Annotated in this window: 17 protein-coding genes; 13 read left to right on the plus strand and 4 right to left on the minus strand. The window is 62.6% G+C overall.

The window, feature by feature from the left end; translation table 11 throughout:
• Window positions 1-374: 374 nt before the first annotated feature.
• The 4 genes from hutH (at window position 375) to ykgO (ending at window position 3821) form a co-directional block, all read left to right on the plus strand.
• Window positions 375-1919: a histidine ammonia-lyase gene (hutH, locus tag ACJD00_RS13565; RefSeq protein ID WP_418907444.1), complete on the plus strand. Its 1545-nt coding sequence runs from the start codon at window positions 375-377 to the stop codon at window positions 1917-1919.
• 177 nt (window positions 1920-2096) lie between these two features.
• Window positions 2097-2519, plus strand: a complete 423-nt coding sequence (gene panD, locus ACJD00_RS13570; protein ID WP_309409301.1) for an aspartate 1-decarboxylase — start codon at window positions 2097-2099, stop codon at window positions 2517-2519.
• Window positions 2520-2634: 115 nt separating this feature from the next.
• Window positions 2635-3702, plus strand: a complete 1068-nt coding sequence (locus ACJD00_RS13575) for a GTP-binding protein (protein ID WP_418907445.1) — start codon at window positions 2635-2637, stop codon at window positions 3700-3702.
• On the plus strand, window positions 3699-3821 hold the full coding sequence (gene ykgO / locus ACJD00_RS13580) for a type B 50S ribosomal protein L36 (RefSeq protein ID WP_309409303.1): 123 nt from the start codon (window positions 3699-3701) through the stop codon (window positions 3819-3821). Before ACJD00_RS13575 ends, ykgO begins: the two co-directional genes overlap by 4 nt.
• Window positions 3822-3904: 83 nt before the next feature.
• Here the strand turns inward: ykgO and ACJD00_RS13585 are convergent, their stop codons facing one another.
• On the minus strand, window positions 3905-5314 hold the full coding sequence (locus tag ACJD00_RS13585; RefSeq protein ID WP_418907446.1) for a PLP-dependent aminotransferase family protein: 1410 nt from the start codon (window positions 5312-5314) through the stop codon (window positions 3905-3907).
• Here ACJD00_RS13585 and ACJD00_RS13590 point away from each other — a divergent pair.
• Window positions 5313-6296, plus strand: coding sequence for a DMT family transporter (locus ACJD00_RS13590; protein WP_418907447.1), 984 nt, complete (start codon window positions 5313-5315; stop codon window positions 6294-6296). The two genes, ACJD00_RS13585 and ACJD00_RS13590, sit on opposite strands and share 2 nt — an antisense overlap.
• 19 nt (window positions 6297-6315) lie before the next feature.
• On the opposite strand, the gene ACJD00_RS13595 is transcribed toward ACJD00_RS13590, so the two are convergent.
• From ACJD00_RS13595 to ACJD00_RS13605, 3 genes are read right to left on the minus strand one after another with little or no spacing between them, the layout of a single operon-like run.
• Window positions 6316-6927, minus strand: coding sequence for a class I SAM-dependent methyltransferase (locus tag ACJD00_RS13595; RefSeq protein ID WP_418907448.1), 612 nt, complete (start codon window positions 6925-6927; stop codon window positions 6316-6318).
• Complete coding sequence (locus ACJD00_RS13600) at window positions 6917-7729, minus strand: oxygenase MpaB family protein (protein WP_418907449.1); 813 nt, start codon at window positions 7727-7729, stop codon at window positions 6917-6919. The genes ACJD00_RS13595 and ACJD00_RS13600 overlap by 11 nt, the downstream gene beginning before the upstream one ends.
• A gap of 8 nt (window positions 7730-7737) precedes the next feature.
• Entirely contained in the window at window positions 7738-8514 is a 777-nt protein-coding gene (locus ACJD00_RS13605; protein WP_418907450.1) for a GntR family transcriptional regulator, read from the minus strand.
• A 147-nt stretch (window positions 8515-8661) separates the two neighbouring features.
• On the opposite strand from ACJD00_RS13605, the gene ACJD00_RS13610 reads away from it, so the two are divergent.
• The 8 genes from ACJD00_RS13610 to ACJD00_RS13645 all read left to right on the plus strand — a co-directional run bounded on the left by ACJD00_RS13610 (window position 8662) and on the right by ACJD00_RS13645 (window position 17400).
• The gene (locus ACJD00_RS13610) at window positions 8662-10098 is read left to right on the plus strand and encodes an MFS transporter (protein ID WP_418907451.1); all 1437 of its coding nucleotides are present in this window, start codon (window positions 8662-8664) and stop codon (window positions 10096-10098) included.
• A gap of 6 nt (window positions 10099-10104) precedes the next feature.
• On the plus strand, window positions 10105-11076 hold the full coding sequence (locus tag ACJD00_RS13615; RefSeq protein ID WP_418907452.1) for a nucleoside hydrolase: 972 nt from the start codon (window positions 10105-10107) through the stop codon (window positions 11074-11076).
• Window positions 11077-11112: 36 nt separating this feature from the next.
• The gene (locus ACJD00_RS13620) at window positions 11113-11793 is read left to right on the plus strand and encodes a metal-dependent transcriptional regulator (RefSeq protein WP_418907453.1); all 681 of its coding nucleotides are present in this window, start codon (window positions 11113-11115) and stop codon (window positions 11791-11793) included.
• Between the two features lie 330 nt (window positions 11794-12123).
• Window positions 12124-12513: a hypothetical protein gene (locus ACJD00_RS13625; protein ID WP_418907454.1), complete on the plus strand. Its 390-nt coding sequence runs from the start codon at window positions 12124-12126 to the stop codon at window positions 12511-12513.
• Window positions 12506-14023 carry an ATP-binding protein gene (locus ACJD00_RS13630; protein ID WP_418907455.1) on the plus strand — a complete coding sequence of 506 codons (1518 nt, stop codon included), beginning with the start codon at window positions 12506-12508 and terminating at the stop codon, window positions 14021-14023. Before ACJD00_RS13625 ends, ACJD00_RS13630 begins: the two co-directional genes overlap by 8 nt.
• A gap of 17 nt (window positions 14024-14040) precedes the next feature.
• Window positions 14041-14700, plus strand: a complete 660-nt coding sequence (locus ACJD00_RS13635; protein ID WP_418907456.1) for a response regulator transcription factor — start codon at window positions 14041-14043, stop codon at window positions 14698-14700.
• Window positions 14697-16178 (plus strand): SLC13 family permease, encoded by a 1482-nt coding sequence (locus ACJD00_RS13640; protein WP_418907457.1) that lies wholly within the window; start codon window positions 14697-14699, stop codon window positions 16176-16178. Before ACJD00_RS13635 ends, ACJD00_RS13640 begins: the two co-directional genes overlap by 4 nt.
• A 10-nt stretch (window positions 16179-16188) precedes the next feature.
• Window positions 16189-17400 (plus strand): glycerate kinase, encoded by a 1212-nt coding sequence (locus tag ACJD00_RS13645; protein ID WP_418907458.1) that lies wholly within the window; start codon window positions 16189-16191, stop codon window positions 17398-17400.
• Window positions 17401-17411 lie beyond the last annotated feature (11 nt).

Genomic DNA, 17411 nt, shown 5'->3' on the forward strand with positions numbered 1-17411 from the left:
TTCCCGTGGACACCTTGGGTGGTCTTCCTCTGTGTGGTGGCGCTACGCCGTTAACCTTGCGGACAACGGTCATCGGGGCACATCGTCGTGACCCATTTCTCGAGGGTATTCCACTTCGACAGAGAATTGATCAATAGTGAGAGATGTTACAGAAATCCGCGAAATCTGGGCCCACAATTCGGCGGGCTCGCGACCTTTGCATTAAATCTTTTCAAACTATTCACGCGCCAAGCAAGCAAAATGAATGCCATTCAATAGCAAAAGCTGGGCTGTCTGAAATCCCGGATACCAGCTCGTGGAGGCCCTAGGTAAACCCGCCCGCGTACCCAACAATGGATGGTAGGAACCGAACTGACCTAACCCAAAGGATTGTCATGACTGCTACCACCACCGGCGTGACCTTGAATGTCACCGGCGTCACCGCCGAAGACGTCATCAACGTCGCCCGCCACGACGCGCAGATCACCATCGCCCCGGCTGTTATCGAACAGCTCGCAGAGGTCCGCGCCCACATCGATGCCCTCGCCGCTCAGGAAACCCCGGTCTACGGCGTGTCCACAGGATTCGGCGCACTGGCCACCCGCCACATCCCGCACGAGGATCGGGCCAAACTGCAGCGCTCGTTGATCCGCTCTCACGCCGCGGGTATGGGCACTCCGGTGGAGCGCGAAGTTGCTCGCGCCCTGATGTTCCTGCGCGCCAAGACTCTGGCCTCGGGCCGCGCCGGCGTGCGCCCAGTCGTGCTGCAGACCATGGTCGACCTACTCAATGCCGGGATCACCCCGCTGGTCCGCGAGTACGGTTCGCTGGGCTGCTCCGGTGACCTAGCCCCGCTCTCCCACTGCGCCCTCGTGCTCATGGGCGAAGGCGAAGCCGTAGACAAGGACGGCGTACAGCGCCCGGTTCCCGAACTGCTCGCCGAAGCCGGCATCACCCCGGTGGAGCTGCGCGAAAAGGAGGGCCTCGCACTGGTCAACGGCACCGACGGCATGCTGGGCATGCTGGTCATGGCCCTGGCGGACCTGAACGAGCTGGCAGATCTGGCCGATGTTACCGGCGCCATGAGCGTCGAGTCGCAGTTCGGCACCGATCAGGTGTTCCGTGCCGAGCTCCACGAACCGCTGCGCCCGCACCCGGGCCAGAAGACCAGCGCCGCGAACATGTTCAAGGCCCTGGCCGGATCCGAAATCGTCGCCTCGCACCGTGAGGGCGACGGCCGCGTACAGGACGCCTACTCGCTGCGCTGCTCCCCACAGGTCACCGGCGCGGTCCGCGACACCATCGCCCACGCCACCACCGTGGCTACGCGCGAACTAGCTGCCGCTATCGATAACCCCGTGGTGTTGCCAAGCGGCGAAGTTACCTCCAACGGCAACTTCCACGGCGCCCCAGTGGCGTACGTGTTGGACTTCTTGGCCATCGCCGTCGCCGACCTCGGCTCGCTGGCCGAGCGCCGCACCGACCGTGCGCTAGACCCGGCCCGCAACCGCGATCTGAACGCCTTCTTGGCAGACGATCCGGGCGTGGACTCGGGCATGATGATTGCTCAGTACACTCAGGCCGGCCTGGTGGCCGAAAACAAGCGTCTGGCCGTGCCGGCCAGCGCCGATTCGATCCCGTCTTCGGCCATGCAGGAAGACCACGTGTCGCTGGGCTGGCACGCCGCCCGCAAGCTGCGCACCGCCGTGGCGAACCTGCGTCGCATTCTGGCCATCGAGCTGGTGGTATCGGGCCGCGCACTGGATCTGCGCGCTCCGTTGAAGCCAAGCCCGGTCACCGGCGCCGCCCTCGAGGTGCTGCGCAGCAAGGTTGCCGGCCCGGGCCCGGACCGTTTCCTCTCGGCCGACCTGGAAGCGGCCTACGAGCTGATCGCTTCCGGCGAAGTTACCCGCGCCATCAAGGACGCCGCTGCTAAGTAGTTCTGCGTTTCTGGCATAACCGCCGCAGCCCGGTAAACTCGGGCTGCGGCGGTTTTGCTTGTCCGCTGTCACTGCCGGCGCTTTGTTATCGTCGTCTCCACACGCCCACTGCGCCTAGCGACCGGCGTACACTGGATGAGCGTAAGACCCCGTAGATACCCTCAGGACGGTCACCCCATGCAGCGGACCATGTTCAAGTCCAAGATCCACCGTGCCACGGTCACCCAAGCCGATCTGCACTACGTTGGCTCTGTCACCGTTGACTCCACCCTGCTCGAAGCAGCTGACATCCTGCCTGGCGAGTTGGTCTCGATTGTTGACGTCACCAATGGCGCCCGCCTTGAAACCTACACAATTGCCGGCGAGCCCGGTAGCGGCGTGATTGGCATTAATGGAGCCGCCGCCCATCTGGTGCACCCCGGCGACATCGTGATTCTCATGAGCTACGCCCAGATGGAGGATGCCGAGGCCCGGACCTTCACCCCCTCGGTCGTCCACGTCAATGAAGACAATGCCATCATCCACTTAGGCGATGACCCGGCGGTGGCCGTCTCCGATTCGGTAATGACCCCGCCTTTTGCTCAGGTCACTGGCCACTAATCCAATAGACTCGGCGCGGCCGCGTACTTCCCTTCGGAGGTACGCGGCCGTTTCGTTAAGCCGACCCGTGACCCAGACTTGCTAATGCGAATGATTCTCATTTAGAGTTCTCTCGATGGAACTTCTAGTGATTTCAGCTCTCGAACAACAGGCGCGCGCTGCAGCGCTGACCCATGCGCGAGCCATCTACCCCGACGCGACCGTCGCGACCTACGATGCGCTCGAGGGGCCGCGTTTACTGCGCCAGATTCAACGCCCGGGCGGAGCAGGCGAACGCGCCGAAAGTACCTTCGAGCACTGGTGTCAGGGCTGCGCCTTTCGCTATGACATCCTGCCCACACTCTTACGCCTACGCACCGAGGGCACGCGCTTTATTCTTGCGCTCCCCACCGGATGGTCCTTGGCCACTGTGGAGCACTATGTCGGCGCCGAATTGCGAGCCAAGGATATTCGCGTGCGGTCGGCCATTCTCGGCCTCGATCCCGCCTCTTTCGAGGATCATCTCTGGGACACCCGACTGCTATCCGAGGCGGGCTTTGGGGTCGACGACAGCGACCCGTCACGTCCCGGAGAATTCCTAGTACAGGATGCCGCTTGGGCCGATACGCTCGTACTCGCCCACAGCCTGGACAGCGCCTTGCTCGAACACGACGCTGCTGAGCATCACGAGTGGATGACCGGGCGCCATCTCGTGGACTTGCTCGCACCGCATGCCGTCCGCGTTCAGGTCGGCCACGATCTCACGTTGGGAAACTTTGACCTGCCCTCCGCCCTGAAACGCACTCGGCCCGGCCAACTACCGGCACTTAACGCGCAGGCCACGATTCCGGGAGCCGGTGGACACCGTTGCCTGCGACTCCAGGCCGAGCGCCCGTTACACCCTGAGCGCTTCCGCGAGGCCTTGCCGCAACTTGCTTCCTCATGCGCTTGGATTCGCGGCACGCTCTGGATGGGAAATTCGCCGGGATCACGTATTGCCCTCGGCGGTGTTGGCCCGCGCGTCTGGATGCAATCCACGGGTAGTTGGGGTGCCGAGACGGCATGCACCCAGCTCGTGCTGACCAGTGACGAACATGAGGCCGAGGAAGTCAGTGCGCTCTTGCGGCACTGTGAACTCAACGATGCCGAGCTAGCCGATTTATCAACCGGTTTAACGCCACACACAATGGAGGAAAACTCATGAAAGTTCGCAAGTCGATCCGCTCACTGAAAAATCAGCCCGGCGCTCAGGTGGTGCGCCGCCGCGGCAAGATCTATGTCATCAACAAACAGAATCCGCGGATGAAGGGCCGACAAGGGTAGTCTCCTCGGTCCTCCGCCGACATACTCGAGCACATTCTGTGGGCCGCGCTGAGCTTCCCTTTGAAGCTTAGCGCGGCACCGTATTACAGCCCCTGCGCACTGAGTTGTTGGCCGATCACCTGCGCACCATGTATGAATCCCGCGGGGTCGGTTCCAGAGTAATTCAGCCGCAGGTAGCACCCGGCCGGCTCCGCAGGGAACCACTCGTCGCCTCCAGCGATGGCCACTTGTTGAATTAAGCAATCTTGTTCAAGTCGCATCAGATCCGTATGCTCGGGCAGCTGTAGCCAGAGGTTCAGTCCGCCACGCGGTACGTGGGTCAGCCGGGCCTGCGGCACATATTCTTGCACAGCCGCGATCAGTTGATCTCGCCGGTGTTGCAATTCGGACCGCAACCCTTTCAAGTGCGTTGTCCACCCGGGCTGGGTCACTACATCAAGAGCGGTTTGTTGAAGCACTCCACTGACGTACATCGACTGCGCCTGCAGGTTGTTCAGGAGGCGCTCACGCGCCGGACCTCGCACAATCATCGCCGCAACACGTACCGCAGGCGAAACACTTTTGGTCAATGAGCGCAGGTAGAGCACATGTCCGCTGTTGTCACGGACGGCCAGTGGCATCGGCTCGTTGCTAATGCCGAAGTCGTGAGCCCAATCGTCCTCGATCAGAAAAGCGCCGTATTCGCGCACAACGTCAAGAATGCGGTCGCCGAGTTCCTTGCTCCATTGCGCACCGGTCGGATTGGCGTAATTTGGCTGTGCATAGAAGGCGCGCGCGCCGGTGCGCGCAAAGGCGCGCTCAAGTTCCCGCACGTCTGGGCCCTGTGGTCCGCTGGGGATAGGCACAATCTGCACCCCAATTTGTCGCGCGGAAAGAATTGCACCCCAATAGCTGGGCGACTCGATCAGGAGCGGGCGGCCAGTTCCAACAATGCTCCGAAAGAGCGCCCCCAATCCGCTCTGACTCCCCGGGAGCACCACCACGTCCCGCGCGGAGGGGCGAGCCACGCCCGGAGCCATCACGCGACCTAGTTCGGCCGCGAACCACGCCTGCAGATCAGGCAACCCCGCCGCCGAAGGCCGCGTCAGCGCAGACTCACTGCGCGCGGACCGGGCCAGAGCGGCCCGTATCAAGCGCTGCGGCAGCAATTCGGGCTCCGGATACCCAGAATGCAAGGCAATGACACCGTCGGGTATGGGCCTTAGCGCGGAAGTCAAGCCAAATCTTGGTGCCGCCGGCCCCAGAGCAGCGCTCTGCCACCCATAATCGGGCGGTACGGTGGTACCAGCGGCGCGCACGAACGTTCCCACCCCGGGACGTGACTCGATGAGCCCTTGAGCGTTCAAGAGACGCAGAGCTTTTTGCACCGTAACCGGGCTAGCTTCAAACTGCGCAACCAGTTCTCGCGTGGATGGTAGCTGCGCGCGGTCCGGGGCTTGGGCAATCCACTGGCGTAATGCCTCGACGATACGCTCACTGCTACTATTGTTCATGAAAGATAAGAATAGCGCTATCCTCTTTTCTCGCCACCCGCTACCCAGCCCCGCGACCGGGATTCGCTGGGGGCTACTCGGAGTGCTTGCCTTCTCCTTGACCGTGCCGATGACCCGAGTCGCGGTGGCTGACGATGGCATGTCGGCGCTGTTTGTCGGCGCGGGCCGTGCAGTGATCGCTGGAGTACTTGCTGCCCTGACGCTCTGGGTCACGGGTCAACCGCGGCCGCGTGGTCGACAATGGTTTCGCGTGGGAATCGTTGCCGCGGGAGCCGTTTTGGGCTTTCCACTACTGACCTCCTACGCTCTTGAATCCGTACCGGCGAGCCACGGTGCCGTCGTGATTGCGCTACTTCCAGCTGTAACGGCCGTTGTTGCCGTGCTGCGGAGCCACGAACGGCCTAGGCCAAGCTTTTGGGCGGCCACGCTGGCCGGGGCAATCACTGCGGGTATCCTCTCCAGCCTGCGCACAGGCGGGTTCGGCACCTTCCACTACGCAGACCTTATGCTCTTTGGAGCGGTCTTTCTCTGCGCTACCGCGTATGCCGAAGGCGGTCTGTTGGCCCGCGAACTGGGGTCATGGCAATGCATTTCCTGGGCGCTGGTGCTCTCACTACCGATCACGCTCTTGCTAACCGGATACGCGGTCGCCGCGCATCCCCCGGCACCATCCCCAGCCCAGTGGTCAGCTTTCGGGTATCTCGGCGCGGTCAGCATGTTCTTAGGATTCTTCGCGTGGTATCGAGGCCTTGGCATCGGCCCGATGGCCACTGTCAGCCAAGTACAGCTGATCCAACCACTACTGAGTCTGCTCTGGGCCGGACTTCTATTACATGAAGTTCTCGGCTGGAGCACACTTGTCGGCGGACTCGCCGTCGTACTCTGCGCGTTGCTCGCGACGAAGAGCCGCACCGTAGCGCAGCCTCTACCTGCGGAGTCTCGCCAGGAAAAAGCCACTGAAGGCCCCAGCCGACCGAAGTAGTTTCAGCAGGGCAATTCTCCTAATACGGAAGGTCTACCTTCTGCGCGATCAGTGCCGCGTGGGCTCGCGCCCCCGGGTCTTGACGCGTCTCGCTGCGCACCACGCGAAATCCGGCGCGCTCCAATCTCACGGTGAGATCTGTGACCCGGTGGTAGTAGGCCAAGGTGACGGCATGGTCGAAGGGCTCGCCCTCCGGCCCATCGAAGAACCCCATCAGCAGAGAACCACCAGGGCTCAAACAACGATTAAGCTCCCTGAGCATTTGATCCAGGGTGGCCGAGTCTGCGTGGATGAGGGAGTACCAGGCCAATGCGGCCCCAAACGAAGCGTCTGGGAACGATAGCTGGCGCAGATCTGCGCGGTCGAAGGCTAGCTCGGGGTATCGCTGCCGCGCGGAAGTAATAAAGCGCTCGCTGACATCCACTCCCAGAGTTTGGTGCCCCTGCGCGGCAAGCCATTCCGACCAGTGCCCTGGGCCGCAACCGGCATCGAGGATCCGCCCGTGGCATTCCGCCGCCCAGGAGCTAATCAGTCGGCGATCCTCGGCGGCTAGCCGTGCGGCATCCCCGAAGAGCTCGGTGTAGCGTTCCGCGATGGCGCAGTAGGCCGTGGGGTGTTGTTCAGCGCTCAACGTTGACCTCCCTAAATGTCCGGTGCAAGTACCGCAATGACAGAAAGAGTGGGATCCTCCGGATCCTACGCGGTAGCCACCTGGTGGCCCAGCGTGCGCCGGCAAGGCAGGCCCTCGCCCTCCGCCGGGTCGCCCGCGTACTGCGCAACCCGAAGCCAAGGGCCAACGCCGGTGGAAGAGTTTCGATGGTCACGGCCCGCACCGTGGGCATTACTGCACGAATCCACCACGGAGCGTGCTGGGCTGCGAAGAGCTGCTGGGCTAGGTGCCGTGCCTGCTCAGATACCTGCAAGGAGTGTGTGGTGGCGCGCAGGTAGTCTTCAAAGGCGCTACGGGTCTCCGGCCAGTTCTGTTCGGGCATTTGCAGCGCCGAGCCCAGCCGATGGTAGAAACGATAGATGCTTTCTTCGGCGGCGGGACTCAAAGGCGGCAGCACCTGCTGGGCCAGCCTGTGGGCCGAGTCGTACAGCGTGGCGGCCACCCACAATTGCAGGCGGGGGTCACGCGCCGAGTAGGCCGCCTGCGTACCATTCCGTGAGCCGCGAACCGGCCGATGTTCGGCATTTACCCGCTCGATTACCCAAGCGCGTTGTTCGGCGGTACCGGCCAAGACCGCGTAGACATAGCACAGGGTATGAATTAGCCGCCGCTCGGGGTGCTCGTCAAAGGCCGAGTGCCGGGCGATAGCTCGCGCGATGTCGGGATGGGCCAGTTGCATCAAAATGGCCCGGCCACCACCGAGTAGAAGCGCCCCTTCGGCCACAAAATCCTGAATGACCTTGTCCTCATCGTTCACGGTCATTACGCTACCTAGGTTTGTTTCAGAAGCAGGTGCCCGGCCCGGGCTGGCACAACGCATTTCGCGACATAGCGAGGCACCGAGGCGAAGGCAACACTCTGGGTGAGCACCAGAATTGGATCTTCGACCTCCAGCTCTAAAAGCGGTGCGCGCGTTTCACGGGCCTGCGAAACAGAGATCTCGCATTCGCCAGGGCCAAAGTCGGAGCCCAAACGCTCCTGCAGGCGCGTCAATAAGGTGCCAGTGGACTCCGTGGCAGGCTGGTCGCTTAGTTCCCGCGCCAGCTGGCCGATCTGCTCATCGCTCACCGCCACATGCTCCTGAAGGAGAGCCACCGGCTCGCCGTCGCGGAGAAACACGGTTTCAAATAGATGGGTCGGTGCGTCGATTTCCAGGCCGAGGCGCGGGGCAATAAATTCTGAGGCCGGCTGTTCCGAGACACTGGTGCGGCGCAGTTCTAGCTGTTGATTCGGCGCGGCCAGCAAGCGTTCATAGGGCTGGATTTTCTCGATGCCGATGCGCGGTAGTTCATGGGACACGAACCGCCCAACCCCTCGCCGAGCCCGCACCAGGCCATCTTCTTCGAGCAGCATCAGCGCTTCGCGTACCACGGTGCGTGAAACATGAAGTAGCGTCCCCAGCTGACTTTCCGTGGGCAGTAGCGCACCGGGTGAAAGCTGGCCGGCGCGGATCGCTTCGGCAATGCGTGAGTAGGCAGCCACCCTTAAGGGCACGCCAGGGCGCGATTCGACTTGGGTAGCCCACGGCCACTGCGTGATCTCCTGCATGAACATCCACCTTTGGATTAGAAACGCTCCTGCCGCGATTCTACAGGTTCGTCACATTTACCAATTGTATTCAGTTGTCATTCATGGTTGTATAACAACTCGTAACCAAGAGCTGCCCATCACCTGCAAAACAAGGGAGTTTCTGTCGTGACTGCTCTGTCCTCTGACGCGCCACAAAGCGTCTCTGCCGCGCCCACCGGGGCACGCCGCCCCGGCCCGATCCTGCTGGTCACGGTGCTTCTGCTCGGCGTGATCTCTTTCCAGCTCAACGCCTCGATGCTGACCCCAGCCCTGCCCGCCATCGGCGCGCATTTCGGGGTAGACGCCGGCCAGGTGGCCCAGGTGCAATCCTTATTCTTTCTCGCCGGCGCCATCTCCGGCCCACTGATGGGACGCTGGAGCGACTTCATTGGTCGACGCACCGCACTGCTCATCGTCATCGGCATTATGGCCACCGGCACGGTGCTCTGCCTGCTAGCACCAAGCCTGCCGATCCTGCTCACCGGGCGCTTTATGCAAGGCACCTCCAGCGCGATCTTTGCGCTGAGCTATATCGTGCTCCAAGAAAATCTCTCGCGGGCCGCCTTCGGCACCGCGGTGGGCGTGCTCGCCTCGATCAATGGCGGCGTCGCCGGATTCGACGGCTACCTCGGTGGCCTGATGACCGAGAAACTCGGTTTCCACTCCATCTTCTGGGTTGTGCTCGCCCTAGCCCTCGGGGCCGCCCTGGCAATTCTGCGTGTGGTTCCCGCCCGGCACGCGGCCGTAGCCACCGGGCGCATGGACTGGTGGGGCGCCGCACTGCTCTCGACCTTCTTGGTTCTGCTGACCTACTTCGTGCAATCGGGCTCCGAGGCAGGCTGGGCAGCCGTGCCAACCCTGCTCCTTGGGGCGGGAACGCTGCTGAACTTCGCGGTATTCTGCCTCGTGGAAAAGCGCCGAGCCACGCCTCTGGTTGCCGTGCACCACCTGCGCTCGCGTCCGGTGCTAACCGTGATTGTCTCCACCGTACTCACCTTGGCCGGCGTATTTGCCGTCATGAACTTCACCGTGATCGTCCTGAGCCAGGACAGCGAACACGGCTTCGGCCTAGACCCCTCGCTTTCCGCGCTGCTCTATCTGACCCCCGCGGCACTACTGGGCGTGCTATGCGCACCGTTGGCCGGCTGGCTCACCGGAAAGATCGGCTGGCGTCTGGCGCTACGTATCGGTTCCGCCTGCTCGTTGCTTGCCATGATCGGCGCGGCGTTCTTCGTCGAGAACCGCTGGCTGGTGCTCGCGATGATCGCATGCCTCGGGATCTTCTACAATGGATTCTTCCTGACCTCCATCAACGGACTGTCGGTGCTGCTCTCCCCTAAGGAAGCACCCGGCACGCTACCGGGAATCAACGGAGCCTCCTTTGGCCTCGGCGCCAGCCTCGGCGTGGTGCTCGTCGCCCCGTTGGTGGCCCGTGCCTCCGAGATTGGCTACGCAACCGGACTGTGGCTCTCGGCAGGAATCGCCGCCGCCGCGCTACTGGTCAGCCTCATGGTCCCAGCGCCTACCGATGACAGCACTACCACTACTCCCGAAGGGAACTAACACTCGATGTCTGCACGACCCATCTACTTCGACTGCGATACCGGCGTCGATGATGCGCTGGCGCTGGCCTACCTCATCGCCAGCGACAAGGCCCAGTTGCGCGGCATCGGCACGGTCAGTGGCAACACGGACTCGACCACCGCGGCACGGAACACCCTGGACCTACTGCAGTTGGCTGGAGTGACGAACGTGCCGGTCGCCATTGGCGAACGCGATTTCATGACACGCAGTTATGACGGCGGCGCTCCGCACGTGCACGGTGCAAACGGCATCGGCAACATCGTGCTGCCCGAGTCCACCACCAAGCCCAGCGCAGAATCCGCTGTCGACCTGCTGCTTCGGCTGGCTCACGAGACAGAGGGAAAGCTCCATCTCATCGCGGTGGGTCCGCTGACCAATATTGCCCGGGCGTTGGAGCGTGAGCCCCGACTTCCGGAGCTGGTCGACGGGATCACCATCATGGGTGGCGCCGCGGAGGTGCCGGGGAATATCACGCCGGTAGCCGAAGCAAACATCGCCAATGATCCCGAGGCAGCGGCCGCCGTATTTTCCGCAGGCTGGACGGTCACCATGGTGCCCTTGGACGTCACGATGACTCAGGTGCTCGAGGCCGAAGACCGCGAGCGTTTGGCCGCCTCCGGGACCGAGTTCGAGCAGGCACTTGCCCAAATGCTCGGCCACTACTTCGAGTTCTACCGGGAAATCTATGGTCGTGCCTGCTGCGCCATGCACGACCCATTGGCCGTCGCCGTGGCCCTGGGAGATGTCGAGATCACTTCCGCCCCGTTGGTGCGTGCCCAAGTCGACACCACCAATGGTCCGGGCCGCGGACAGACGATCTGCGACCTGCGGGCCAAATACCGCGGTTATCCCGATCAGTCGCGCGCCAACTGCCGGCCGGTACTGGGCATTACCGGGGACTTCCCCAGCCAGTTAACGCAACTGCTACTGGAGCCAACGGCTCAGGTCCTTTCCTGAGTCGACGAATCCAGCATGGGGGCGTGGCCGACTAAGATGGATACCGTGTCGATCTCAGAGCTTTCGGATAGCGCACAGAACTACCTCAAGATCATCTATGGTCTGCAGGAATGGTCCAGCGACCCGGTCACCCCCAGCAGCATCGCGCAACGCGCCGGCATGAAATTGTCGACCGTCTCCGGTGCGTTGGCCAAATTACGTCAACAGGATTTGTTGGATCACTCCCCCTACGGCGAAGTTGCCCTGACCGAACGCGGCCGCGACTTTGCCGTGCAGATGGTGCGCCGCCATCGGTTGATCGAAACCTTCCTCGTGAAGATGCTCGGCTACCGATGGGATCAGGTTCATGAAGAGGCAGACAGTCTCGAACATTCCGTCTCCGACTTCATGATTGAGCGTATGGATCAAACCCTCGGGTACCCCACCCGCGATCCGCACGGGGACCCGATCCCGGCGGCCGACGGAACGATCAGCTTCCCCGAGGCCTACCTGTTGGCCGATGCCGTGGCGGGCAGCACCGTAGTTATCGAGCGCATCTCCGACGCGGATTCTGAGCTGTTACAGCACCTGCAAGAAAATGGTGTGGTGATCGGCGCGGAAGTCGAAATTTCGGGGATGGATAAGTTTGCCGAAACCGTCGAGGTACGCGCCGAAAGTGGCACCACGGTGGCTCTAGGAATGGCTGCCGCTCAGGCTATTTGGGTCTCTAACCCCTAGCGCTACGGTGCCGGAAACCGGACATCCCTCGACAGTGCCCTGTCACTACTGAGTATTACCGGACGCGGAAAGTCCGCGCCCTCCCCCGGCCCAAGGCCTGAGCCCTCTTCGCTGGGTACGGTTACCTAAAGTGGGAACGGACCTTGGCAACAAAAATCCGCGCCGGAGGCCATCAGCGTCATTTCCTCCGGTGGATGGCCCTTCTTGCCGTGAGGTAAAAAGATTTCGAAGCGAAGCTTCTCCTTCGAAACCACCGATGACCTGTAACTATGAAGAAACCCTTAGACATCCTTCACATCGGTTTCACATTCATCTACCAAGATGAATTCTGTGAGGAAGAAACTAACGACCGCGCTTGTTATCGGGCTATTGCTGATTCCGGTGACATTCCTTGTCGGAAGCCAACTATTACTGGTCAGCGATCAGAACCCCGTTGTGCCACAATCCCCAGTAATCGTCGAGAACACCCCGCGCCCCTCGGTGCACCCCAGCCAGTCGAGCACGGGGCAACACGAAATCTCTGATGGGCGCGCGTCCGATCCGGTGACGGCGCGCGAATCGGCGAAACCATCGGAGCCAGCCAAGGAACAGTCAAGGACGCCAGCCGGAGGCATATCCCCCATCCCTCAGCCGAGCAAGACGCCAACCCACAAACCGGCGCCGAAGCCAGTCGAGTCTGCCGACGAAGACGACGAGGACGAGGACGACGACGATGACTAGGCGCCGCTTCCGCTTCCCCACCCTCTCCGCCCGGCTTCGCATCACCGGCTGGATCCTACTCACCACAGCAGTCGCCCTGGTGGCTGTCTCCACGACCGCACGTAGCATCTCTCAACTCGAAATCGCCCAGAGCGCGAACGAGGCGGTGACCCAAGAAACCCAAGAGTTTGTGCGCTTCGCCGAAACCGGAAGCAACCCACGCACCGGCGGTCCCTTCGAGACCGTGGCTGACCTTCTCCGTCAATATATCCATCGCCAATCACTGACCACCGGCGAAAGCCTTGTGGCCATCGTGGATGACACCGTAGTGTCGGCCGAAGGTGCATCCACCGCATCGGTAGAGGCTGGCACCCCGGTCTCAGCACTCTCCCCGCCGCTCCGAGAAGTGGCAAACGCGTCCGCTACCTCTGGGATTACTGCAACGTCCGATGGTGCTCTGCACTGGGCCCGCATCGAAGTAACCTTTGGGGCACAGAACGCCACCCTAGTGATCACCCAGGCCACCGACCAGGCGGTGGCCTCGCTACAGCGCTCCACTCTGGCCATGGCGTGGGTGGGCCTAGCCGGCCTCGTGCTGACCTGTGGAATCGCATGGCTGGTCGCGGGGCAGATCCTCAAACCCATCCGTCAGGTCCAACGCGTCGCCCAGGACATCTCGACCAAGGACCTCTCGGGTCGAGTACCGGTGAATGGCAATGACGATATTGCAGCCGTGGCGACCACATTCAATCTCATGCTCGATCGACTACAGGCGATCCACGATACCCAGCAACGTTTCGTGGATGATGCCGGGCACGAGCTACGCACCCCCATCACGATTGTGCGCGGTCATCTGGAATTGCTGAGCGAGGACCCGGCCGAACGGGCCGCAACGTTACGCCTCGTCGACTCCGAACTGGCACGCATGGGACGCATCGTCTCGGACCTACTGGTTCTGGCGCGCTCCGAACAGCCGAACTTCGTGAACCCCGCCGAGGTGGAATTGACCGAACTCATGCTCGATATCGAGGCCAAGGTGCAGGTGTTGGGCGACCGTCGTTGGCAACTGGTGCAGATCGCTGAGGGCGAGCAGGTGCTCGATGCTCAACGTATTACCCAGGCATTCCTGCAGCTAGCCACCAATGCTGTGCAGTACACGCAACCCGGAGACAAGATCCGTATGGGCTCAAGCCTCGAAGTTGACGACTGCGGTCAGATCCTACGTTTCTGGATCCACGACTCGGGCCCCGGCGTTTCACAAGCCGACGCCGCCCATATCTTCGAGCGCTTCGAACGAGGCGACGGCCACCGCTCGGGGACGTCCCCACATGAACGGGCCGGCGCGGGATTAGGACTGGCCATCGTTCGAGCGATCGCCCACGCCCACGGCGGAAGTGCATGGGTCTCCAGCACCAAGGGAGACGGGGCGCGCTTCGGCATTGATCTTCCGGCGGAATTCCCGGATCGTAGCGAGTCCTCCGGCGAAGAACCGGCCACCACCATCCCGCTCCATGTCCTTCCCTCAGCATAAATCCGAGAGGATCACCCATGCATATTTTGATTTGCGAGGACGATGCCCACATCGCCTCGTTCGTCAGCCGCGGCCTGCAGTCGGCCGGCTACCAGACCAGCGTCGTGGGCGATGGCGCCTCCTGCCTGCTGATAGCCCGCCAAGGCGAAATAGACATGATCATCTTGGACATCGGGTTGCCCGCCATGAACGGCTTCACCGTGCTCGAAACCCTGCGCGGCGAAGGGGTGCGTACCCCTGTCATCGTGCTGACCGCCCGCGATTCGGTGTTCGACACCGTGGCCGGGTTGGAAGGCGGAGCCAACGACTACATGACCAAGCCCTTCCAGTTCGCCGAGCTGCTGGCTCGCGTAAAATTGCGCATCGGCGACTCCCCGGTAGAAACCGCCGGCACGTCCCTGTTGACCCACCGCGACCTGAGCGTCGATATACGCTCGCGCCGCGTCACCACCGCGACCTCTGAGGTGGACCTGACCACCCGGGAGTTCTCACTGCTCGAGGTCTTCATTGAACATCAGGGCCAGGTGCTCTCACGGGACCAACTCATAGCCCATATTTGGGGGCTGGATTTTGATCCGGCGTCCAACGTTGTTGACGTGTACGTGCGCAGTCTGCGCAGCAAGATCGGTGCCGATCGCATCGAAACCATACGCGGGGCGGGATACCGGTTGAAATGACACAGGTTTTCTACTCAACACGCCCGGCACCGAACGGTCCGCAACCCCCACAGCGCAAGGCTCCGCTTCGCTGGCTGTGGCCGGTTTCCATTGCCTGCAGCACTGTGTTGCTGGCGCTGGCCCCAGATGGCCCCGGGACCTCCGGTGCGGCGACCTTGGGCATCTTCGCGCTCGCCGTGTGGGCGTGGGTGGCCACCAAGCTCTCCGACACCTATGTGGCCCTCTGCGCGTGTCTGCTCCTACTGGCCGTCGGCTCCCTACAGACAAATGAACTGTTCTTGGCGCTCGCCGACCCGACCATCTGGTTGCTTATCGGTGCCTTCCTCGTGGCTGCGGGGATCAGTGCGAGCGGTCTAGCGAACTACGTGGGTCTTCGTATGGTGGTCCGGGCACGCAGCGTACGGCAGCTGTTCTACCTGCTCACGCTGGCCCTATACCTCACGGCCTTCGCCATTCCGGCCACGAGCGGGCGGGCGGCCTTGGCCTTGCCGATCTTTACCGTGCTGGCCGGGGTCTTCGCCGCACAGCGGCGCATCGTGGTGGGCTTGAGCCTGCTGGTCCCCTCGGTGGTGCTGCTGTCCGCGGTCGCCTCGCTGATCGGCGCCGGAGCCCACCTGGTGACCAACCAGTTGCTGGCCACCGCCGGCTACGCACCCATCGATTTCCTCTTCTGGCTACTGCTGGGAACCCCGTTGGCGCTGTTGAGTTCCTTGGCGGCCTGCGAGCTGATCCTGCGCCAGCAGGTGCCGGCCGACCAACGTGGACGCCTGAAAAAGGACGTGCGGGCCCAGCTGCTGCAACATGCCGAGGGGAGGATGAGCCCGGCCATGTACCGCGCCGGCGGCATCCTGCTGGCGGTAGTGTTGGCCTGGGCCACAGGTCCGCTCACCGGGATGGACCCGGCGGTCGCCGCGCTGGGCGGAGCCGCCCTCATGAACTTCCCCGGGCTGACGGGGGCCAAGCTGTCCACTAGCCTGAAGGGCACTCCCCTAAACATCCTGATGTTCTTGGCCTTCACCTTGGCCCTAGGCACGGCGTTGAGCAATACCGGGGCGGCCGGCTGGCTGATCGCATTGCTCTTCGCCCCCGTGGGTTTGCTCGGGGCCGGCGCCCCGGCTGTCACCTTGGCCCTCATCACGGCGATCTCTCTGGCCGCGCATCTGCTCATCCAGTCCCGGTCGGCGCGATCGACCGTGCTCATCCCGTTAGTCATTCCGCTCGCGATTGAGCAAGGAGTGAATCCGGTCGCCGCCGCTTTCCTCTCGACCGCAGCAGCCGGCTTCTGTCACACGCTGACCAGCAGTGCCAAACCCGTTGCCCTTTTCAGCGACTTGCCCGATACGCCCACATTTACCCCTGCCGACCTGCGTCGCTTCGCGATCTGGTTCGCCCCGCTGATGTTCGGCCTACTAATGATCTTCGTCTGGATCGTCTGGCCAGCATTCGGCCTTCACCCATTAATGACCCACCAAAACTAGGAGCACCTCCATGAGCATGATCGTTCCGCAGCGCATTTTGATCGCCCCCAGCGGGTTCAAGGAATCTCTAGACGCGGGCACCGTCGCGTCAGCCATTGCCGCGGGTGTGCGCCGCATTCTTCCCGGCGCCGACCTGTTGCAGCTGCCCATCCCCGACGGCGGGGAGGGCACTGTAGCTGCCATCGCCGCCTCCGTGGGCGGCACCGTGCACACCACCATGGTCACTGGACCTGTTGGCCAACAGGTCGCCGCCGGTTGGATCATGATCGAACGCGACCAACAGCGCACCGCCATACTGGAGATGGCCTCGGCCGCAGGGCTATCATTGGTACCCGTCGATCGGCGCAACCCCACCGCCACCACCACTTACGGGGTGGGAGAACTGATTATCGCAGCGCTCGAAGCCGGGGCAGAGCGCATCATTCTCGGCTGTGGCGACTCGGGGACCAGCGACGGCGGCGCCGGCGCCTTGATGGCTCTGGGAACTACGATCCTTGACGAAAACGGCAAATCAATCGGACTCGGTGGCCGATCGCTACGTCGCGCGGCCCATCTCGACACCACAGGCCTGCATCCCTTGTTGGCAGACGTTCCGATCACTCTGGCCTGCAATATCCACAATGTACTGTGCGGCGAGAAGGGTGTGGCGCGAGTCTTCGGTCCTCAGAAGGGAGCGACTAGCAAACAGGTCGCCAAGCTCGAAGCTGGACTGGAGAACTGGGCAAAGCTACTGAACGAACAGGCTCCCCACGTGGCAGGCAAAGACCTTCGTTTGGGCCCGGGGACCGGGGCTTCAGGAGGACTCGGTGCAGGGCTGGCCGCGGTGCTCGACGCCCGTTTAGGCAGCCGGTTTGAGGTCTTATTGGATTCAGGCATGGCCGGCATCGATTTGGACGCTGCAATGCGTACTGCGGACCTGGTGATCACCGCCGAGGGTGCAATAGATTTCCAGACACCACACGGGAAGGTACCCGCAGAAGTTGCGGCTCGCGCCCAACGAGCCGGCGTGCCGGTGCTAGCCATCGCAGGTTCACTGGGGCAAGGCGCACCCAGTGTGCACGAGATTGGGATCTCGGGGCTAGCGTCAATTTTGACTGTTCCAATGCCGCTGTCGTTGGCCGTGGAACGCGGTGAACAACTACTGATCGACGCTGCCGAGCGCACCATGCGACTAGTTCTCCTCGGTTCCGCAGTGGCGGCGCGCAGCGCGCGCGTTGCATGAGCTGTTAGGGT

The organism is Glutamicibacter endophyticus (assembly GCF_048457885.1).
Lineage (GTDB): Bacteria > Actinomycetota > Actinomycetes > Actinomycetales > Micrococcaceae > Glutamicibacter > Glutamicibacter endophyticus.